The following is a 20494-nucleotide window of genomic DNA, read 5'->3' on the forward strand; positions in this document are numbered from 1 at the left end:
TAACTGACACAAACAACAATCTTTCCTTAGTTAACAACCCAACACCAACCACCAGCCAAGATAACAAGGAAATAGGCTAAATCAGGGATTTAGACCCGTTACTCCCATCTAGTACCGCAAGGTGGAAGTCAAAAATCAAAAGTCTGATTATCTAGGCTGTTCATTAATTTTGAATGGTCTGTTTATTGACTCCACGACTTGTACTAGGACTAAGTGGACTGAGTTTTTTAAGTCCCAAGCCTCAGCCTGTAGACTGATAGTGTGAAAACTCATAAAGAGTTGGTTAACAATTTTTCCCAAACTCTTATCTTCTAAAAATTAGTGCTTACTGTCCAAAAAAAATCGCTCCAAATCCCCTCACAATTTGATACCCTAGCTTAAACAGATTTGAAAAAAGTTAAAGCGTGGAAATTCAACTTGGGCGGGGAAAAAAAGCTCGTAGAGCTTATGGAATTGATGAAATTGCTCTAGTCCCTGGTAGCAGAACACTCGATCCGAGTCTGGCAGATACGAAGTGGACTATTGGTAATATTGAGCGAGAAATCCCAATAATTGCCAGTGCAATGGATGGCGTAGTCGATGTGAAGATGGCTGTAAAACTGTCGCAGTTAGGAGCATTAGGAGTCATCAACTTAGAAGGTATCCAAACTCGCTATGCTGACCCAGAGCCGATTTTAGATCGAATCGCCTCCGTCGGCAAAAGTGAATTTGTGGCCTTGATGCAAGAACTCTATGCCGAACCTATAAAGCCGGAATTAATTGAACAACGTATTCAGGAAATTAAACAACAAGGTGGTATTGCAGCAGTGAGTGCTACTCCAGCCGCAGCTAGTAAATATGGTGAGGTAGTGGCAAAAGCTGGGGCAGATTTGTTTTTTGTCCAGGCTACGGTAGTCTCTACGGCACATTTATCGCCAGAGTCGATAGTTCCCCTCGATTTGGCGGACTTTTGCCGTTCTATGCCCATCCCGGTGGCTTTGGGTAACTGTGTCACCTATGAAGTGACGTTGAATTTGTTAAAAGCTGGGGCAGCTGCGGTATTAGTGGGAATTGGCCCTGGTGCGGCTTGTACCTCTCGTGGTGTTTTGGGTGTGGGCATACCACAAGCAACTGCGATCGCGGATTGTGCCGCAGCCAGAGATGATTATTATCAGGAAACTGGTAACTATATTCCCATCATTGCCGATGGTGGTTTAATCACTGGTGGCGACATTTGCAAGTGCATTGCCTGTGGTGCCGATGGTGTGATGATTGGTTCTCCCTTTGCCAGAGCTGCTGAAGCTCCAGGCAGAGGCTATCATTGGGGAATGGCAACTCCTAGCCCAGTCCTGCCCCGTGGAACCCGCATTAGCGTTGGTACAACTGGCAGTCTAGAGCAAATACTTATCGGTCCCGCCGGACTGGATGATGGTACTCATAACCTTGTGGGAGCCTTAAAGACCAGCATGGGGACATTAGGAGCCAAAAACATTAAAGAAATGCAGCAAGTGGAAGTAGTAATTGCTCCTTCCCTACTAACTGAAGGTAAAGTATACCAAAAAGCCCAACAATTAGGCATGGGTAAATAAAGAAAGTGAGGAATATGGACAAGGGGATCACTAATAAGAAATAAATTTTTTACTATTCCCCAGTCCTCAACTCAAATTCTTGTAAAAAAATTTTTTCCAGACTCTTAAACAATCTCTGGAAAAATTCAATATGTCGCATACAATAGAGATAGCGGAGACGCATGTTTCCGTTCACTCCTCACACCACACTCCGCCCGGACTATTGTCTGGGCGGTTCCTTATGTTTGTCCATAATTTCTTTAACTTCGTTGCAAATGTACATTTTTGACTTCTAAGGTACTGTTTTTGCTATGGTAGAATTTTCACCAAACTCAGAAATATAATTGGCAAAGGTTTTTAGGCATGTCAGCAGCCGAACAAGTTACGGATTCTAGTTTTAAGCAAGAAGTACTCGAAAGCGATGTACCAGTTTTAGTTGACTTCTGGGCACCTTGGTGCGGTCCTTGCCGCATGGTAGCTCCTGTTGTCGAGGAAATAGCAGGCCAGTATGAAGGTCAAATAAAAGTTGTGAAAGTCAATACTGATGAGAATCCTAATGTCGCTAGTCAGTATGGGATTCGCAGCATTCCCACTTTAATGATTTTTAAAGATGGGCAGAAGGTTGATATGGTAGTCGGTGCAGTACCCAAAACTACATTAGCTCAGACTTTGGAAAAATATCTTTGAAACTCAATTGGTAACACCATCCTTTTGAGTCTGCCATTTACTTTAGATTTAGGTAAATCTTTGTTAAGAAGTTTGCGAGGCGCGAAAACTCGCGTCTCAAAAAAACTTTTTATTGTGGTAAACAGTGTGAAACTCCTGTTTGATTTTTTGTTGGCCTAGCCTATGCTATGGGCTAAGAAAATTCCATACCATCTATCTCATCTTTTCTATTACCCAGTGCCTTGGTAAATTTTCAACCAAAGGTACTTTTTCATGGTGAACTACTCCTAGTTGCCTACGGCTGAACTAGGGGCTTCTGTAATCACGGGCTGATAAATACATTGAAAGTGAGGACTTTCGCCACACGTTAAAAAATTATGAATAGTCTTTAATATGTTAAGAGTCAAGAACTATGGAGTTTCAAATAACCACTGCGTCAAGTGGTTGTAAACTGGATTCCAAAATCAGGTAAAATGTAATGCCATTGTGGTAACAGTTCTCATGACCTCATCTGCGTCTTTTGACACATTAGAGACTCTTCAGGCGGATATCGCTGAACTATTTGATCGTTTACCAACTTTAAAAAATCAGCAACTAATTCAGCAGGCACTGGCTACTATAGTGCGTTTAGCTGAGAGTGAAATTGAACGTCTTGACTGGAAAATATTGTCTGCTGCTTTAGCAGATATGGAGCGAGGTTTCCAGTTATTTTATGACTATCGACACATCCGCAAAGTAACTATCTTTGGTTCTGCACGTTTATCGCCAGAAACACCAGAATATCAGATCGCCCTTGAATTTGCTCGCGCTGTTTGTCAGTTAGGATTCATGGTCATGACAGGTGGTGGCGGCGGTATCATGCAAGCTGGTCACGAAGGTGCTGGACGAGATAATTCCTTTGGTTTAAATATTCAGCTACCCTTTGAACAGCAAGCGAACCCATTTATTGAGGGTGATCCGAAGCTGATTCATTTTAAATATTTTTTCACCCGCAAACTGTTTCTCCTTAAAGAAAGTGACGCTGTGGCCTTATTTCCCGGAGGTTTTGGCACTCAAGATGAAGCTTTTGAATGTATGACATTGAGCCAGACGGGTAAATTTGGCCCTGTGCCTGTAGTTTTAATTGATCATCCAGGTGGCGATTACTGGCGGTCTTGGAGCGAATATATTAATCAACAGCTGGTGCAGAAAGGTCTTGTGAGTCCTGAAGACCCTAGCCTTTACACCGTGACAGATAACCTGGAAGTAGCTTGTAAGGCTATTACTGGTTTTTATCAAGTTTATCACTCTAGCCGTTATGTAGGTGAGCAGTTGGTGATTCGTCTATCCGCCGATTTATCAGATGCTGCGATAGACAATTTAAATGCTAATTTTAGCGATATTCTGGTGAAGGGGAAAATTGCCAAAAGTCAGGCTCTGCCCCAAGAAAACCAAGATGAAACTGCGGAACTACCCCGTTTGGTTTTGTACTTTAACCAACGTGATTTGGGTCGTTTGTATCAAATGATTGCATTAATTAATCAGATGGGTACTACTTCTATTGAAGAAAAGGCACATCCAGAAAGGAAGTAAATTTCAACGAAGGGATGGTGAGTTCTTGTACCGTGAAACGCATCCTGCTGATTATCCTCAAAAAGCTTGTATATTAGCACAGGAAACAATTCAAAGGAAGAAAGTATGCTGGAATTATTGGGTTCAGGTTTAGTTTCTGTATGGCTGGAAATGGCTGGGGTACAAATTAAACCTACAGAAGCATTACAAGCATTAGCTTGGCAAAGTAGCCCTGGCTTGGTTCTGGCACCTGACCCAAATCCTGCTGGTTCCACTACAGTCCAGCAATATTTGCAAGAAATGATTTCTTCAAAGCTGGTGGCAGAAAACTTAGCCGAGAGTCAAGGAATTTGGATGCAGTCAGGGCCGATGTTGATGGCAAATCATCAAGGTACAACACCTCTGCCTGCTGCTTCTTTAACCAAGATTGCTACTTCTCTTGTGGCTTTGAAAACTTGGGGGCCAGACCATCAATTTGAAACTTTAGTCAGCACTACAGGGCCAATAGTTAACGGGGTCTTGCAAGGTGATTTGGTGATTACCGGTGGTGGCGATCCGATGTTTGTTTGGGAAGATGCGATCGCACTGGGTAATACACTGAATAAAATGGGGATCAAGCAGGTAAAGGGAAATCTGCTCATCAGTGGCAATTTCGCGATGAATTTTGAGCCAAATCCTACATTAGCTGGGCAAATGCTCAAGCAAGCACTGAATCATACAACTTGGACTCGTCCAGCAAATTATATACATTCAATCATGCCGAAGGGGACACCTAAACCTCAAGTTGTGATTGCGGGTACTGTGAAATTAGCAACCCAGCCAAACCCCCAAGGAACCCTACTAGTGCGTCGTCGTTCTTTACCTTTGCAGCAATTAATTAAGGAAATGAACGTTTACAGTAACAACTCAATGGCAGAGATGTTGGCGACATCGGTAGGAGGCGCTGCTGTCATGCAATCGCAAGCTGCTAAATTTGCTGGCGTACCAGAGGCAGAAATTCAGTTAATTAATGGTTCAGGTTTAGGAGTAGATAATCGCATTTCTCCCAGAGCAGCTTGTGCCATGTTAATGGCAATTCAACGAGAAGCAAACACCCATAAAATTAATGTGGCTGACTTGTTTCCTACTTCTGGATTTGACCGTCGCGGCACAATGCAATATAGAAATATGCCTTACGCAACTGTGATGAAAACTGGGACTTTGCGAGAGGTGAGTGCTTTGGCTGGAGTCATCCCCACACGCGATCGCGGTTTGGTTTGGTTTGCTATTATTAATCGTGGTCCCCAAATCCCAGCTTTCCGCGCTAATCAAGATAAGCTATTACAAGCTCTGCTCAAAAAGTTAGAAGTAGCGCCCAATATTCCTCCTAGCATTACTCCTCATTCTCCTAAATATTTTTCACCGGAATTAGGTGCAGCTAGTCGTAACGAAATTTTGTTAGGCAAGAAGATTAATTCGTAATTCGTAATTCGTAATTCGTAATGCCTCTTTCAGAGGAGCTTCGCTAACGTAATTCGTAGTTCGTAATTTAGGAATCCCATTTAATTCCTGATACTTTGCTAACTCATTACCCCTGCACTCTACACCCCTGCTTCTTGCTTCTTGCTTCTTGCTAATTCCTGATCCCTGCATCTTTAGGAATAATTTCCGTAACTACTCTGCGTCCAGATTTACCGCTTTTAACTACAATGTCTTCTGTTTGCAGATTACCAATGGCTGTTTCACCTGTAAAATTTATCGGTGGGTCAACTTGACGATAAATCACATTTCCCTGCGCTTCTAATAATTTTTTGTCCAGATACCAACTTAGTTGATTAGATTTCAGGGACTGACGACGTTGACCTATAGCGGTGACATTACCTGCTAAATTGACAATTTTTTGCTGTATGTTCATTGCGCCTCGGTTGGCGGTTACAGTTACGTTTTCGGCACGCTGAACAACAGTAATGGGGGAATTTGTCTTTACAGTTTCTGCATTCATATCCCAGGTCATAGAGTCACTAGCTATTTGCGTGGGTGGGTCTACTAAATTTAACTGGGCATTTTTTTGAATAGTAGCAATTTTAGTGTTTAAGTTGACTTTGGCAGCATCTCCCTGACCACGGTCAGTAATTTTATTATTTTTATAACGGTCAATTTGTATGGGGCGATCGCTCATTAATATTTCTTCTTTAATTTGCCAAGTTAAATGCTCAGTTCGCATTTGCATTTGGGGATCAACGGAGTTGGCTATTACCCCACCAGAAAATTCTATGCGCTGTTCGCGGGTTTTAACTCGTGCTTCTTGCGCTACTGCTTGTAATTGTTTATGAGTACCATTTATTTGGTTACGGACAATTAATAAATCTTCTTGAGGCAACCATTCTAATTCATTACCTTGCAATACAATACCATTCACAGGATCTGTAGCCAGGATTTTGCCCTTGAGAAATAGTCTCTGACCATCCTGTTCAATATCTGCTTTATCTGCTTGTATTTTGTAAACAGGTTTGCCATCTTGGTATAATTCACCAACGGGATTTTCTGCCTCACCAATTTGTTTTTCTTTGGTGTACATTGCCCTTTTAGAACGCACTTTCCAAAGTGGCCTTCCTACTTCATCGGCTTGTTCTAAAGTGACATCAAAAAAGGTTAAATTGCTTTCTTGGGGAGATAAATCTGCATCATCTGATTGTGAAACCGTGGGGGATTTACCCCCACAAGCCACTAATCCCAGTAGCAATAAAAAAGTTAAAGGCAGGTAAAACAAATTTGCTTTTAATTGTAAAAAATTGAAAGATATTGATGCCAATAATTGGGATAAACCTTGTAGATTTTGCCCTTTTTCAGCATAATATACTCTCTTTTTCTGCCTAACTTTTTGATAATTCATTAGTCTTGGATTTCTAACTCTTGATCAGCCTCTCGGATATCTTCCAAAAAGCCCATACTGGATAAAGGTCGATATGGATAACTTTGGCGGGGATTTTTTTGGATATCTTCTTTGATGGCTTCTAAATCAATATAGCGATCGCTCACATTGATTAAACTATCACTAGTCATTGAGCGCAAGCTTACAACCTCTACGCGCACGCCACGATAGCTGACTGAATTGACTGCATAGGCTAAATCCCCATCACCACTGACTAAAACTGCGGTATCATAAGAATCAACCAACGCCATCATATCTACGGCAATTTCTACATCCAGGTTGGCTTTCTTTGAGCCATCAGGTAACTGTACTAAATCCTTAGCAATAACTCTATAGCCATTGCGACGCATCCATAACAGAAACCCTTGTTGCTTTTCGTTTGTGCGGTCTACACCAGTGTAAAAGAAAGCCCGTAATAGTCTAGAACCGCCAGTTAATCGGCATAGTAGCTTCGTGTAGTCAATTTCGATTCCTAGTTGTAGTGCTGCATAAAACAGGTTGGAACCATCAATGAATATAGCTACACGACCTCGATTCTCTAACACTTGTTCCGGTGTAAAAATTGAATCGCTTTCCAAATTATTCAACATTGTTGTCATACCTCATTATTATGCTTGTTATATTTGATACGAATTTACTGAGATGTTATGCTAGAACGGTTTATGATAAGGTTTCGGAGCTAATAAATTCAGCCCCGATCAGTTTTTTGAGAAAATTAAGAAATTGAACAGAATCGAAAAATGATGAAAAATTAAAAAAACTAATCGTTTTTGGGAATTTCTATGCGCTTAAAAACGGGTTGTGGTTTACCCAACGATTGTTCACTGGTGAGTACCCCCCATTGGGCATGGGTCGAAAAAGGGGCAAGCATTGAAGTTTTTATTTGATCATTAAAGTCAATTCCAAAACCCAGTTGCTGATAAATAGCGTTGCTGATATTCGGAATTACTGGGGAAAGAAGATAAGCCGCTAGTCTAACAGATTCTAGAACTGCGTACAGGACTGTTTCAACTTCCTGTTGCTTGCCTTGTTTATATAATGACCAAGGGGCTTGATCATCAATGAACTTATTACTGGTTCGCACTAGTAAAAGGGTAGCTTCGCAGGCTTGGTTGAAAGCTAGTGTGTCATAGGCTTGTTTTACCTCTTCCCCTAGACGTAAACCAATCGCTTTCAACGGATTTTTGTCATTAATAGCTTCATTTGCAATTGTTAATCCATTTCCAGTACAGTACTTCTTCACCATGTTTAAGGTGCGATTTAGCAAATTACCTAAGTCATTGGCCAAATCTGCATTCAAAACATTTATGAATCTAACTTCATTAAAATCGCCATCTTTGCCAAATTCGATTTCCTTAAGGAAGTAATAACGAACGGCATCACTACCATAACTTTGAACTAGCCCTATGGGATCGAGGGTGTTACCCAGAGACTTACCCATTTTTTGACCATCTTTAGTCAAAAAACCATGCCCAAACACTTGATCTGGTAAGGGTAAACCAGCCGACATCAGCATAGCTGGCCAGTAAACTGCATGGAATCGGAGGATATCTTTACCAATTAGATGTAGGTTAATTGGCCACCAAGTTTCTAAGGCGTTGGCTAAGGTTGGTTCTGCATCTGGTTCTAGTAATGCGGTGACATAAGCCAGCAAAGCGTCAAACCAGACATAAAGGGTATGCTGGGGGTCAACTGGTACAGGGAAACCCCAGTCTAGATTTACCCGCGAAATGGAAAAGTCCTGTAACCCCTGCCTGACAAAGCTCAAGACTTCATTTCGACGACTTTCTGGTTGAATAAAATCTGGTCGAGACTGGTAAAACTCTTCAAGTTGAGTTTGGTATTTAGATAGACTGAAAAAGTAGTTTTGTTCGTCCCGCCACTCAACTTCTTTGTTAGTATGAATAGGGCAGCGCTTTCCCTCTAATAGTTCCCGTTCTTCCTTAAATTCCTCACAAGATACGCAGTACCAACCTTTTTGTTTTCCTTGGTAGATGTCGCCTTTCTCCCAGACTCGCAAGAAGAACTCCTTGACGATGGCTTCATGACGATTTGCGGTAGTTCGACTAAAACGATCATACTGAATATTTAATAACTGCCATAAGCTGATAAAGCTAGGCACGATTTCATCACAAAATTCTTGTGGCGGTTTCCCTAAACTCTCTGCTGAACGCTGAATTTTCTGCCCGTGTTCATCTGTACCTGTAATCAGTAATACTTGATGCCCTAACAGCCTGTGAAACCTTGCCACCACGTCTGCTGCCATTGTGGTGTAAGCACTGCCCACGTGGGGAACATCATTTACATAATATAGGGGTGTTGTCAATGCAAATCTTTTTTCTGTTTTTTCCATTAAATCCATACAAAATAAAAAAATAAATTATTAAAACTTTTGCTATTTTACTTTTACGGGTAAATCCACGCAATCATATAATATTACTACTTGTTTGACAAACCATAACTTAATATTAGCAAATTTCTGATAACAAGAATTTTTTATTGATGTGTATAAATGTGGGTAGCATACACTCACAAGACATAATTAATCTACTGATAACCATTTGTAATGATTGCTATTATATTAATTGTAACTGTGAATACAGTACTTTAAATTTCGCAAGTATAGCTACCTTTATGGATAAATTTTTTCTGCCTTCAGACTGCCTTAGTATCAATACAGAAATGTAAAAATTAAGTCAAGATCATCGGCGACGTTTTTGGAAAAAATATATTAATTACCCATGAGTCCAAATAGTCCCCTGGATATTTCTCGCTATTTCCTGGCGGCGTTATCAACGCAAATTTTCCGCTATCACGAAAATCGCATTCCCAGGGATGGTAGTGTTTTAGTAGTCAGTAATCATCGTAGCTTTATGGATGCACTGATTTTAATGTCGGCGCTATCCAGACCAATTCGCTTTGCTTGTCATCACTATATGGGACAAGTGCCACTGATGCGGGAGATTGTCACAGGACAATTGGGATGCTTTCCTTTAGAGGATCAGCCCAGCCGGCAGCAAAGCTTTTTTGAACAGTCGCAGATAATTTTGCAATCAAAGCAGATGGTGGGTGTTTTTCCTGAAGGAACTCGGCCAATGGTAACAGCTACCCAGCCCAATGAAGTTGGTGAATTTCACAGAGGATTTGCTCATTTAGCTTTGCGATCAAATGTAGAAGATTTGGTAATTTTACCAATTGCGATCGCCTCCCTACAAGAAATCAATACTTATGGCTTACCTCTGCGATTGTTAAGTTTCTTTGACCCTTCAGAACCTCTATTTAATCAACCAGGTTTACATCCCTTGGTTATATATAATCGGGTGGCTGTGTTAGTTGGTCGCCCTTATTGGATTACACCACAACATCAGAAAAAATATCACGGCAAACAAGCCAAAAATGTTGTGACTGAACTAACGGAACATTGCCACGATGAAATTTCCAGTTTACTAGATCAAGGTTGTTATTAGAGAGTGGGATAATGTCACAGATATATATAATGCAGTTGAGTTTTTAGAGGATGTTTATAGTCAGCAGCACAAATAGTTTTTCAGGAATATTTTAAAATTGGTTCGTCTATTTGTGACAGGATGTTTAAGTAATACTTTTTTAAAATTGAGTTAATCTTAGCTATTTAAGTTCTATTCAATGTGGCTTTTGCTACACACGATATTATCTTATCATAAAACCCAAAAGTTGAATTTAAATTTTACAATGCCAAAAGTTGAGCTAAAGCCGTGTTTCCTGACTCCTAACCGAGTCCAACTAGAGTATCCTTTGTTTGTGTATTTACCAGGATTAGATGGAACTGGAGAATTATTGCGATCGCAAACTGCGGGCTTAGAGGTTGGCTTTGATGTCCGGTGTTTAGCGATTCCTAGACAAGACCTCACCACCTGGGAAGTGTTAAGCAACAACGTCTTAGACTTGATCCATGCCGAATTAGAAAAAAGCTCACACCGACCAGTTTACCTGTGTGGCGAGTCCTTTGGGGGTTGTTTGGCGATGAAAGTAGCGACCCAAGCACCACAGTTATTTAAGCGGATTATCCTGATTAATCCAGCATCAGCCTTTCAGCTGCGCCCTTGGTTAACTTGGACATCCCAATTTACTTATTTTGTTCCAGAATGCTTTTATGATCTGGGCGCACTAGGGTTATTACCCTTTTTAGCATCCTTAGCACGTATTCCCCGCCACGTGCGTCACGAACTGCTGAAAACCATGCAGTCTGTACCCCCAGCTACAGTTACATGGCGATTGTCTTTATTGAAGGAATTTAATGTGACTGAAGAGCAGTTACGCCAACTAACTCAAGCTGTTTTGCTCATTGCTGGTGCAAGCGATCGCCTGTTACCCTCAGTCAACGAAGCCAGACGCTTGGTAAATATTTTACCTAACCCCAAATTAGCTGTATTACCTGACAGTGGACACGCCTGTTTACTAGAACACAATATTAATCTCTATAAAATCTTACGAGAACAAAATTTTGTTGAACATCAAATCAAAGCATCTCAGGAGTTAGAAACTAAGGGCTAGTACCTCCGTGAAGGCGGAAGTCAAAAGTCAAAAGTCAAAAGGCTTGTATTTTGGTATTTTGAACTTACTAAAATAGTATGCCTATTTACGCCGTGCTGTGCTTGTAATCAATTAGACTTTTCAACTTCAATTTGTAGGGTGAGTATAGCACAAGGGGCATGGCTCCGCTAAAGCGCAGCGTAACCCACCGTAACCCGAAAGCACAGGGGGAATAATGCCCAATCTTTACATTATCGGCGGTGCAAACGGTTCTGGTAAAACTACCGCCGCTTTACAAATTCTTCCCTACTTCCTCGAAGTATTTGAATACGTCAACGCCGATGAAATAGCCGCCGGACTTTCTCCTTTTAACCCGGAATCTGTAGCCATACAAGCGGGACGATTAATGTTAGAAAGACTAGAAACTCTGGTGAATGCTGAAGCTGATTTTGCCTTTGAAACAACTTTAGCGGCTCGTAACTTTGCCCGATTTTTGAGAGAATGTAAAGACAAAGGTTATATGATCAACTTAATTTACTTTTGGTTACAAAGTCCCGAATTAGCCATCGCACGGGTATGCAGACGGGTAGAAAGTGGCGGTCACAACATCCCTGAAGATACTATTCGCCGTCGCTACGAACGGGGTAGAAAGAACTTAATTGAATTATACTTACCCTTGTGCGATAGATGGATTGTTTACGATAACTCTAATCCAACTTTGCAGATAATAGCTGAACGCCCTTTTAATCAAGAGTTTATAATTTATCAACCCCCACTATGGAGTCAAATAACTACTAATGAATAAGCCAATTTCTCTAAATAAACCAATTCCTGAGAAATTATCTAGCCAAATTGATGCAGGTGTGAAACTCGCTATTGCTAAAGCTATAGAAAAACACCGCAAATTAGGAGAATCAATCAGCATTTGGCAAGATGGCCAAGTTGTGACATTAACTGCTGAACAAATTCCTCCTTTGACATCAAATGAATAAACTAGGGGTATAGCCTGGATACGCGCAAATTGGGACACGTTGTAAAGTGATGTTACAGAAATGTTTGCAAATGCTTGATTTTGCGCTAATGTGTACTTTTAAAACTTATAAAATTTAAAATACCTTAAAAATATGTCGGCTGTTAACAAGTTAATTAAAAGATTTACAAAGTATATAGAAACCATTAAATCTAACGAATTTTCTTATGTTACAAATCCTTTGTATCCCCAAATTCTTCAATCTATTGCAGATAGTACAATAAACATTAATAATCTCCATAAAGTAAGAGATTTAATTAATGAAATACAGAAAACATTAGATAATGAAAACAATCTGTTATTAAATTTTCACCTAATGATGTTGTTTTCTACACTAGCTTACCAACATCAAAGCAAAGAATTTTTATATTTTGCTGCTTTATCTTGCAACAATGTAATTTCAGTATATTATTTTCTCCATGAACATGAAATTACATCTATCGATGTCAGGCATAAATGTGATGAGATGATAGTGATATTACTTAGTCCAGTTGTAGGCATTGAAGTATTAAAAACTGCTAGAGAAATATACATAAATCAAACATCAAAATAAAAAGCAATTAATTTAACGGGTACAATTAGAGCCAACTGACACACTGCCGAAAAACGAGATAATAGATATTATCACTACGATTGCCGTTTACAAGTTTTCAAGATGGATGGGGTACAATATTTACCAAAATCTAAACAACCTCATAAATTACAAACTGTTAATGATTAAGGTTTTAACCATTCACGATCTGGTCGTGTTATTTGACGAGCATTATTATAAGCCATATCAAGAGTTAAACAAGTTGATGCACGATAAAAATCATTAAAGTTTTCAAGAACAAGAGCTAAATCTGCTTTAGTTGGGTCTGTTAAACAAAGAGGAAGAAGCAACTGAATGTTACCTTCATAGTATTGAGGAATAGCAGTTTTATAATTTCTTTTAACACGCTCTATAGCACTGTCAACTGCTCCTTTGATATTATTCTGTAACCCATAATTAGGCATTCCTTGAAATGATGATGGAAAACGATTTTTATTATCCTCAACTATATGTTCAATATTTGCTCTTAATTCTCTACGAGTGTTGTAAACCAAACAAGAAGGGTCTTCAAAGTAATGTGCCATTTCTGGCAAAGATGAGAAGTTATTGAGTCCCCATTCCCCTCTGCGAACAAATTTAGAAAAATGCCAATATGTAGTAGCATTATCTAGCCTATTTTTCTCAAAAAGAATATATATAGGCTCTTGATTAGGAGTAATTAGACCAGTATTCCAACACGCATATTGTTCATTTGCTGAAACCGCTACTTTCTTTTCCTCTGCAATTCTTTTGTATGTATACTTTATAAAATTATGTAATATGGGTTTTAGCTTATCACTAGGAGTATTTTTGTAGTCCCAGTCTTCTGGTTCTGCAAGTTCAGCGAGATGTTCAATATTATCATCAAACCGAGGCATGAAGGCAAAATCATAGAATGACTGTGGCAGATAGTAAGGATCTTGGCTCATGTGTTTTCTTTTTCGCTGTATTTGCACATACATTTTACAGTAAAAGTAACCAAGTGTCATGTAACGCTTGAGTCCTAAAAAATTAAGGTTAGATGAGTATTAATGGCTAACTAATCCTCAAACATCGTTCAAAAACTCTTTGGATTGGTTTAGATATTGATATCAAAGGGGAAATTTACGAAGCACTATCACAAAAGAACGCCGAAGATGTCAAGGGTGGTGCAGGTCAGTATTTTACACCCAGGGCATTAATTCAGTCCATAGAACTGTTCCAAGGTATTACTGAAAATCTAGAAAGTAAAACAGAGTTAGATGTATCAACCAATGCAAATCTGATCGGCGATTAATTCATCTGAAATTTGCTCATTCTGGAGGATGTCAGCCCCAGCCATATTAGTTACAAATGGAACAACAGGCTGTTAATATGGTGCTTAACAATGACAGAGACATCCAAACCAGAAATAGAGGTAAACCAATCAGATAATTCAGATCATAAATCTGTATGCGAGGCTGTGGGTAAGGTAGGAGAAGTAATTACCCAGACTGCCGCCGAAGCTGGCAAAATAGTTTTAGATACATCCATTGGGGCGGGAGTAGTCGCTGTAAAGGAAACCTATAAATTAATTGAAAAAGGTACTCAAACCACTGGTGATGTAGTTAATCACATTAGCGAAAATTGGTTTGTGAGAAAACTAACTGGGTTATTAAATCTGAATTGGTTAATTAGCCCTAGTGAAAGTGTCGATTTGGAAAAAGCGGAAGCATCTGTAAATCAGCTGAAGCAAAAGTATCCTGATGAATCACCCAGTCAAATCGCCCACAGGATTATGGTTGATAAAGCCAGAAAAGCCGGGGGGATTGGTCTAGCTAGTAGTATTTTGCCAGGCGTAGCGGCGGCGTTGTTGGCTATTGATTTGGCTGCAACCACTAAATTACAGTCAGAAATGATTTATGAAATTGCTGCGGTTTATGGTTTAGATTTAAAAGATCCCGCCCGCAAGGGTGAAGTTTTAGGAATTTTTGGCTTGGGTTTGGGTGGTGGTCGCCTTTTAAGATTGGGCGGTTTAGGTTTGCTGCGAAATGTGCCTTTTGCCGGTGCGGCGATCGCCACTAGTTCCAATGCCACAATGATCTATTCTTTAGGATATGCAGCTTGTCGATTTTATGAAGCCAAGCTAAATGAATCCGCTTCTCTGACTTCCCCAGAAACTTTAGCCACTTTACAGGCTGAAAGTGAAGAATATCTGGAAACTGCTTTGGCGCAAGAAGCAATTATGGATCAGATTTTAGTGCAAATGATCCTCGCCAGTTATCCTCAGAAGACTTGGGAAGAAATTTTACCAGAATTAAAAGCTGCTAATTTGAGTGATGAATCATTGCAAGAAATGGCTGAAAATATCAAATCACCCCAGCCTTTAGATCAGCTATTACAACAACTTAACCCTGATTTTGCCATTGCTTTAGTAGCTAGATGTCAAGAAATTGCCCAAGAAAATCCTGATTTGGCGAGTCCTTTATTAGCTCAGTGTGAAAAAATTTCCCAAATAAACCCTAGTAGTCTGTCAAATACATGATGACGGTTGGAGAGACGCGATAAATCGCCGTCTCTACAGAAAATATATCCGTCGTCCCTACACAGGGTATGGCGTTGCTTAATAGAGACTTCACCAAAGAAAAAAGAATTTTAAGTAATACTGGTAAAAGCAGGAAAATTTAGATAAATTCACAAAATGAAAATTCAACCTAGTAACACGCCTCTACTAGAGTGGTCAGGCGATAGTTTGGCAATTGGATTATTTGAAGATGCAGTAGAGTTAACTGGTGAACTGGCAAAATTAGATGAGCAGTTTGCCGGCGTTTTAAAAGAACTGATTGCCGAGGAAGAATTTACAGCCAAAGCCTACAGCACCATTTTCACCCGTGTCAGTGCTGGTAGCCCTATCCGTAAAATAATTTTAGTTGGTTTGGGGAAACCAGAAGCCTTAAAACTAGAAACCTTGCGGCGCGCTGCTGCTGCTGTGGCTAGGGTGGCAAAAAAGCAAAAAAGCAAAAACCTGGGTTTAAGTTTGCCATTGTGGGATAACAAGGCTGCGGAAACTGCTCAGGCGATCGCCGAAGGTATACAATTAGCTCTTTATCAAGACATTCGCTTTAAGTCTGAGCCAGAAGATAAAGGCGGAAAAATTGAAACAGTAGATTTACTAGGATTAGGTGGGCAAGAAGCAGCCATTATCCTCGCCAATCAAATCGTTTCTGGAGTAAATTTAGCCAGGGAATTGGTAGCAGCACCACCCAATGAAGTGACATCTATTACCTTAGCAACAACAGCCCAGTCGATCGCCAATGAACACGGCATTGAAATTCAAATTTTAGAACGGGAAGACTGCGAAAAGCTTGGTATGGGAGCTTTTTTAGGAGTTGCCCAAGCTTCAGACCTGCCACCAAAATTCATTCACCTCACTTACAAACCTGAAGGCACACCAAAACGCAAACTAGCAATTATTGGTAAAGGTTTAACCTTCGATTCCGGCGGATTGAATATTAAAGGCGCTGGTAGCGGCATCGAAACCATGAAAATGGATATGGGTGGTGCAGGTACTACCTTGGGTGCAGCCAAAGCCATCGCCCAAATTAAGCCAGATGTAGAAGTTCACTTCATTTCAGCCGCTACAGAAAACATGATTAGCGGTCGTGCCATGCGCCCTGGCGACATCCTCAAAGCATCAAATGGCAAAACAATAGAAGTGAATAACACCGACGCTGAAGGACGTTTGACCCTAGCTGATGCTTTAGTGTATGCAGATAAATTAGGAGTAGATGCGATCGTTGATTTAGCCACCCTCACAGGTGCTTGTATTGTAGCCTTGGGTGATGATATTGCTGGCTTGTTTACTCCTGATGATGCTGTAGCCGCCCAACTAGAACAAGCTGCCCAAAGCGCTGGAGAAAAACTGTGGCGGATGCCAATGGAAGAAAAATATTTTGAAGGGCTAAAATCCGGGATTGCGGATATGAAAAACACCGGGCCTCGTGGTGGTGGTTCTATTACTGCGGCACTTTTCCTCAAACAATTTGTTAAAGACACCCCTTGGGCGCACTTAGATGTTGCTGGCCCAGTGTGGACAGATAAAGAAAACGGCTACAACAGTCCAGGGGCTACAGGTTACGGTGTGCGAACCTTAGTTAATTGGATCTTAGGACAGTAGAAATTAGGCAGAGTGTGGGGAGAACATTCTCCCCCTCTTCTCCCCAATCCCCAAATAAATGCTTTTTTTCCTAAAATATGTTGCAATAGTGACATGAATAATACGGTAGTCAGAAACTTCCGGTTTTTCAGCAAAGCCATCTGGTAAAATTTGTAAGGTTTCTAGTAGCTCTAAGCAATGGGATCGACTGGTGTACGGATAGCAATTGACGCAATGGGAGGGGATCATGCACCCGGTGAAATCGTTGCTGGCGCACTACGCGCAAGTGAAGAATTGGGTGTAAAAGTACTGTTAGTTGGTGATCCCCAACAAATTGCATCTGCCTTGCCCCCAAAAACTAATTTGGAGCGGGTAGAGATCGTTCCTGCGGAGGAAGCGATCGCAATGGATGAGGAGCCTTTGAATGCAGTTAGACGCAAACGCAAGGCTTCTATTAATGTGGCGATGGATTTAGTTAAGCAGCAGCAAGCAGATGCCGTGTTTTCTGCGGGACACTCTGGGGCAGCTATGGCAGCCGCTTTGCTTCGCCTCGGAAGATTGCCAGGAATTGACCGTCCAGCTATTGGCACGGTTTTTCCCACAATCAAATCTGGTAAACCAGTACTGATACTTGATGTTGGCGCAAATGTAGACTGCCGCCCTAAATTTTTAGAGCAATTTGCTGTCATGGGGTCAACTTATAGCCAATATGTATTGGGTATTCCCAAACCAAACGTAGGTTTGCTGAATATTGGTGAAGAAGACACTAAGGGTAATGAAGTAGCACTACGCGCCCACCAACTACTCAGGGAAAATTCCCAAATTAATTTTATTGGTAATGCTGAAGGACGTGATGTCCTTTCCGGTAACTTTGATGTAATTGTCTGTGATGGCTTTGTGGGCAATGTGTTATTAAAATTTGCCGAGGCAGTGGGTGAGGTGATTCTGCAAATCTTGCGGGAAGAATTACCCCAAGGATTACACGGTCAAATCGGCACAGCAATTTTAAAACCTAACCTGAAGCGAGTTAAACAGCGCATGGATCATGCCGAACATGGTGGTGCGTTGCTTTTAGGTGTTGCCGGAGTTTGTTTTATTGGACATGGTAGTTCTCAAGCGCCTTCTATTTTTAATGCCATTCGCATGGCAAAAGAAGCTGTAGATAATCAGGTGCTGCAAAGACTCCAGTCCCAATATGAAATCATAGAACAGGAAACCAGTTAGATATTAGCCACAAAACTAGCGATCAATAGCTGGAAAAAGGTCATTGGTCAACAGGAAAGGACTAATGACTAATAACTAATGACTAAAATGCTTATAGCTGGGGAGAATCGGAGTGGAAAAGTTAGGCATAGCAATTACAGGCAGTGGTTCAGCAGTACCAAAAAATACCCTCACTAACGAGGCGATGACGCAATTAGTGGAAACTTCAGATGAATGGATTGCTACCAGAACCGGAATTCGTCAACGGCGTTTGGCACTACCATCTGAGTCTTTGAGTATGCTTGCTACTACTGCGGCTAGTCAAGCGATCGCCTCTGCCGGAATTAAAGCCACAGACCTGGACTTGATTTTGCTGGCCACATCCACCCCCGATGACTTATTTGGCACGGCTTGTCAAATTCAAGCTCAATTAGGAGCAACCAAAGCGGTAGCCTTTGATTTGACAGCTGCTTGCTCCGGCTTTGTCTTTGGGCTAGTTACAGCTTCCCAATATATCAAAACAGGTGTTTACCAAAATGTACTGTTAATTGGGGCAGATATCCTCTCTCGTTGGGTAGATTGGGAAGACCGACGGACTTGTGTTTTGTTCGGTGATGGTGCTGGGGCGGTAGTATTGCAAGGGAATCAAAGCGATCGCTTATTAGGATTTTCTCTAAAAAGTGATGGTACGCAAAACCACTACCTCAATCTTGCTTATGCCCCTTCTGCCCAAGAATTACTCTCAGACGTAAATATTACTAAAGGTCATTATCAACCCATAACCATGAACGGCAAAGAAGTTTATCGCTTTGCTGTCCAAAAAGTCCCAGAAATTATTGATAAAGCCTTATTTCAAGCTAATCTCACTGTTGACCAAATAGACTGGCTCATCTTACATCAAGCAAATCAACGGATTATTGATTCCGTTGCCCAACGCCTAAATATTCCCGAAAACAAAGTAATTAGCAATCTCGCCAATTACGGCAATACTTCTGCCGCCTCTATTCCCCTAGCCCTAGACGAAGCTGTGCGACAAGGCAAAATCAAACAGAACGACATCATTGCTACATCAGGTTTTGGTGCAGGACTCACATGGGGCGCAGCCATATTTCAATGGGGAAGATAAGAGGCAGGGGGGCAGGGGGCAGGGAGCAGGGGGAAAAGACGGTAACTTCCCAATCACTAATGACCATTTTTTGAATTCAAAATTCAAAATATCTCCTATGGCTAACGCCACGCTGCGCTATCGGAGACACTGCGCGAACAAAATGTAAAATTAAGAAGAAGATTTATTTTGAATTGATTAATTCTGGGTACAAGCCCCTACTGATTGCAATTTTGAATTGATAATTTTGAATTTTGAATTGTTTTGACCAATGACTAACGACTAACGACAAATGACTAAAACTGCATGGGTGTTTCCCGGACAAGGTTCTCAAGCGCTGGGAATGGGAATTGACTTATTAGATATACCAAGCGCCAAAGATAAATTTGCTCAAGCTGAAGCGATTTTGGGTTGGTCTGTCACAGACCTATGTCAAAGCGAAGAAGAAAAGTTATCACAGACGCTCTACACACAGCCAAGTCTTTATGTGGTAGAAAGTATCCTGGCTGATATCCTCCGGGAACGAGGACAGAAACCAGATGTAGTTGCTGGTCACAGTTTGGGTGAATATATTGCTCTTTACATTGCAGGTGCATTTGAGTGGTCGGCAGGGCTACACCTAGTCAAGCGTCGGGCAGAACTTATGGATAGTGTCGCAGGTGGAATGATGGCAGCTTTAATGAATTTTGACCGTGAACAGTTGGAAACGGTTCTAGCTCAGACACCAGATGCAGTTTTGGCAAACGATAACAGTCCGGCTCAGGTGGTCATCTCTGGTACTCCAGAAGCTGTCAGAAAAGTTATATCCCAAGTGAAAGCCAAACGTGCTATCCCCTTAAGAACCTCTGGGGCATTTCACTCACCCTTTATGGCAGCTGCGGCGGCGGAGTTTCAAGATATTCTAGATGCAGTGGAATTTCAGCCAGTTTTTCTACCAGTCATGTCTAATGTAGAACCAATGCCATCTACTGATGCCAAAATACTCAAACAGCGTCTCAGCCAACAAATGACCGGTTCGGTACGCTGGCGAGAAATTTCTCTGCAATTACCAACACAAGGTATTGAGGAAGTTGTGGAAATTGGTCCTGGTAATGTCCTAACTAATTTGATTAAACGCACCACTCCTGACTTAACCTTAAAAAATGTTCGTAATGCTGCGGAATTACCAGTTTAGAGTATTGATCATTGCTAATAGTTTATCTTTCTTTTAAATAGCAGGGGTAGCGCGTCTCAAACCCTATTGACAAGGGGATTTATTTGATATGTGGGAAGATGTTCAAGTTG

18 protein-coding genes and 1 pseudogene are annotated in these 20494 nt (G+C 41.0%); 15 read left to right on the forward strand and 4 right to left on the reverse strand.

Features of this window, described 5'->3' with window-relative positions:
- Positions 1-404: 404 nt before the first annotated feature.
- From VB654_RS13045 to VB654_RS13060, 4 genes and pseudogenes are all read left to right on the forward strand, one after another.
- Positions 405-1568 (forward strand): GuaB3 family IMP dehydrogenase-related protein, encoded by a 1164-nt coding sequence (locus tag VB654_RS13045; RefSeq protein ID WP_323214198.1) that lies wholly within the window; start codon positions 405-407, stop codon positions 1566-1568.
- Between the two features lie 324 nt (positions 1569-1892).
- Positions 1893-2234 (forward strand): annotated as a pseudogene (gene trxA / locus VB654_RS13050) (thioredoxin); the annotation flags it as partial.
- A gap of 480 nt (positions 2235-2714) precedes the next feature.
- Entirely contained in the window at positions 2715-3785 is a 1071-nt protein-coding gene (locus VB654_RS13055) for an LOG family protein (protein ID WP_323214199.1), read from the forward strand.
- A gap of 105 nt (positions 3786-3890) precedes the next feature.
- Positions 3891-5225, forward strand: a complete 1335-nt coding sequence (locus VB654_RS13060) for a D-alanyl-D-alanine carboxypeptidase (protein WP_323214200.1) — start codon at positions 3891-3893, stop codon at positions 5223-5225.
- Between the two features lie 151 nt (positions 5226-5376).
- Here VB654_RS13060 and lptC read toward each other — a convergent pair whose 3' ends face one another.
- From lptC to metG, 3 genes are all read right to left on the reverse strand, one after another.
- Positions 5377-6636 (reverse strand): LPS export ABC transporter periplasmic protein LptC, encoded by a 1260-nt coding sequence (gene lptC / locus VB654_RS13065; protein WP_323214201.1) that lies wholly within the window; start codon positions 6634-6636, stop codon positions 5377-5379.
- Positions 6636-7265 carry an NYN domain-containing protein gene (locus VB654_RS13070; protein ID WP_323214202.1) on the reverse strand — a complete coding sequence of 210 codons (630 nt, stop codon included), beginning with the start codon at positions 7263-7265 and terminating at the stop codon, positions 6636-6638. Before VB654_RS13070 ends, lptC begins: the two co-directional genes overlap by 1 nt.
- Before the next feature lie 170 nt (positions 7266-7435).
- Positions 7436-9037: a methionine--tRNA ligase gene (gene metG / locus VB654_RS13075; protein ID WP_323214203.1), complete on the reverse strand. Its 1602-nt coding sequence runs from the start codon at positions 9035-9037 to the stop codon at positions 7436-7438.
- A 379-nt stretch (positions 9038-9416) separates the two neighbouring features.
- Here metG and VB654_RS13080 point away from each other — a divergent pair, with 379 nt between their 5' ends.
- The 5 genes from VB654_RS13080 to VB654_RS13100 all read left to right on the forward strand — a co-directional run bounded on the left by VB654_RS13080 (position 9417) and on the right by VB654_RS13100 (position 12770).
- Positions 9417-10142 (forward strand): lysophospholipid acyltransferase family protein, encoded by a 726-nt coding sequence (locus tag VB654_RS13080; protein ID WP_323214204.1) that lies wholly within the window; start codon positions 9417-9419, stop codon positions 10140-10142.
- 244 nt (positions 10143-10386) lie between these two features.
- Positions 10387-11208, forward strand: a complete 822-nt coding sequence (locus tag VB654_RS13085; RefSeq protein WP_323214205.1) for an alpha/beta hydrolase — start codon at positions 10387-10389, stop codon at positions 11206-11208.
- 214 nt (positions 11209-11422) lie between these two features.
- The gene (locus tag VB654_RS13090; RefSeq protein WP_323214206.1) at positions 11423-11992 is read left to right on the forward strand and encodes a zeta toxin family protein; all 570 of its coding nucleotides are present in this window, start codon (positions 11423-11425) and stop codon (positions 11990-11992) included.
- Positions 11985-12179: a hypothetical protein gene (locus tag VB654_RS13095; RefSeq protein WP_323214207.1), complete on the forward strand. Its 195-nt coding sequence runs from the start codon at positions 11985-11987 to the stop codon at positions 12177-12179. The genes VB654_RS13090 and VB654_RS13095 overlap by 8 nt, the downstream gene beginning before the upstream one ends.
- Positions 12180-12311: 132 nt before the next feature.
- Positions 12312-12770, forward strand: coding sequence for a hypothetical protein (locus VB654_RS13100; protein ID WP_323214208.1), 459 nt, complete (start codon positions 12312-12314; stop codon positions 12768-12770).
- A gap of 164 nt (positions 12771-12934) precedes the next feature.
- Here VB654_RS13100 and VB654_RS13105 read toward each other — a convergent pair whose 3' ends face one another.
- Positions 12935-13717, reverse strand: coding sequence for a DUF3825 domain-containing protein (locus tag VB654_RS13105; RefSeq protein WP_323214209.1), 783 nt, complete (start codon positions 13715-13717; stop codon positions 12935-12937).
- A gap of 161 nt (positions 13718-13878) precedes the next feature.
- Here VB654_RS13105 and VB654_RS13110 point away from each other — a divergent pair, with 161 nt between their 5' ends.
- The 6 genes from VB654_RS13110 (at position 13879) to fabD (ending at position 20384) form a co-directional block, all read left to right on the forward strand.
- Positions 13879-14064, forward strand: a complete 186-nt coding sequence (locus VB654_RS13110; RefSeq protein ID WP_323214216.1) for an N-6 DNA methylase — start codon at positions 13879-13881, stop codon at positions 14062-14064.
- 90 nt (positions 14065-14154) lie between these two features.
- Positions 14155-15291: a hypothetical protein gene (locus VB654_RS13115; protein ID WP_323214210.1), complete on the forward strand. Its 1137-nt coding sequence runs from the start codon at positions 14155-14157 to the stop codon at positions 15289-15291.
- A 156-nt stretch (positions 15292-15447) separates the two neighbouring features.
- Entirely contained in the window at positions 15448-16923 is a 1476-nt protein-coding gene (locus tag VB654_RS13120) for a leucyl aminopeptidase (protein ID WP_323214211.1), read from the forward strand.
- A 177-nt stretch (positions 16924-17100) separates the two neighbouring features.
- Positions 17101-18126: a phosphate acyltransferase PlsX gene (gene plsX / locus VB654_RS13125; protein WP_323214212.1), complete on the forward strand. Its 1026-nt coding sequence runs from the start codon at positions 17101-17103 to the stop codon at positions 18124-18126.
- A gap of 112 nt (positions 18127-18238) precedes the next feature.
- Entirely contained in the window at positions 18239-19231 is a 993-nt protein-coding gene (locus tag VB654_RS13130) for a beta-ketoacyl-ACP synthase III (protein WP_323214213.1), read from the forward strand.
- Positions 19232-19502: 271 nt separating this feature from the next.
- Entirely contained in the window at positions 19503-20384 is an 882-nt protein-coding gene (gene fabD, locus VB654_RS13135; protein WP_323214214.1) for an ACP S-malonyltransferase, read from the forward strand.
- The last annotated feature ends 110 nt before the right edge of the window (positions 20385-20494 follow it).

The organism is Nodularia sp. UHCC 0506, assembly GCF_034931045.1.
Lineage (GTDB): Bacteria > Cyanobacteriota > Cyanobacteriia > Cyanobacteriales > Nostocaceae > Nodularia.

Excerpts from the sequence above, each read along its gene's own strand:
- VB654_RS13055 (WP_323214199.1), top strand. The coding sequence starts at position 2,715 with ATGACCTCATCTGCGTCTTTTGACACATTAGAGACTCTTCAGGCGGAT.
- VB654_RS13060 (WP_323214200.1), top strand. The coding sequence starts at position 3,891 with ATGCTGGAATTATTGGGTTCAGGTTTAGTTTCTGTATGGCTGGAAATG.
- lptC (WP_323214201.1), bottom strand. The coding sequence starts at position 6,636 with ATGAATTATCAAAAAGTTAGGCAGAAAAAGAGAGTATATTATGCTGAA.
- VB654_RS13070 (WP_323214202.1), bottom strand. The coding sequence starts at position 7,265 with ATGTTGAATAATTTGGAAAGCGATTCAATTTTTACACCGGAACAAGTG.
- metG (WP_323214203.1), bottom strand. The coding sequence starts at position 9,037 with ATGGATTTAATGGAAAAAACAGAAAAAAGATTTGCATTGACAACACCC.
- VB654_RS13080 (WP_323214204.1), top strand. The coding sequence starts at position 9,417 with ATGAGTCCAAATAGTCCCCTGGATATTTCTCGCTATTTCCTGGCGGCG.
- VB654_RS13085 (WP_323214205.1), top strand. The coding sequence starts at position 10,387 with ATGCCAAAAGTTGAGCTAAAGCCGTGTTTCCTGACTCCTAACCGAGTC.
- VB654_RS13090 (WP_323214206.1), top strand. The coding sequence starts at position 11,423 with ATGCCCAATCTTTACATTATCGGCGGTGCAAACGGTTCTGGTAAAACT.
- VB654_RS13095 (WP_323214207.1), top strand. The coding sequence starts at position 11,985 with ATGAATAAGCCAATTTCTCTAAATAAACCAATTCCTGAGAAATTATCT.
- VB654_RS13100 (WP_323214208.1), top strand. The coding sequence starts at position 12,312 with ATGTCGGCTGTTAACAAGTTAATTAAAAGATTTACAAAGTATATAGAA.
- VB654_RS13105 (WP_323214209.1), bottom strand. The coding sequence starts at position 13,717 with ATGAGCCAAGATCCTTACTATCTGCCACAGTCATTCTATGATTTTGCC.
- VB654_RS13115 (WP_323214210.1), top strand. The coding sequence starts at position 14,155 with ATGACAGAGACATCCAAACCAGAAATAGAGGTAAACCAATCAGATAAT.
- VB654_RS13120 (WP_323214211.1), top strand. The coding sequence starts at position 15,448 with ATGAAAATTCAACCTAGTAACACGCCTCTACTAGAGTGGTCAGGCGAT.
- plsX (WP_323214212.1), top strand. The coding sequence starts at position 17,101 with ATGGGATCGACTGGTGTACGGATAGCAATTGACGCAATGGGAGGGGAT.
- fabD (WP_323214214.1), top strand. The coding sequence starts at position 19,503 with ATGACTAAAACTGCATGGGTGTTTCCCGGACAAGGTTCTCAAGCGCTG.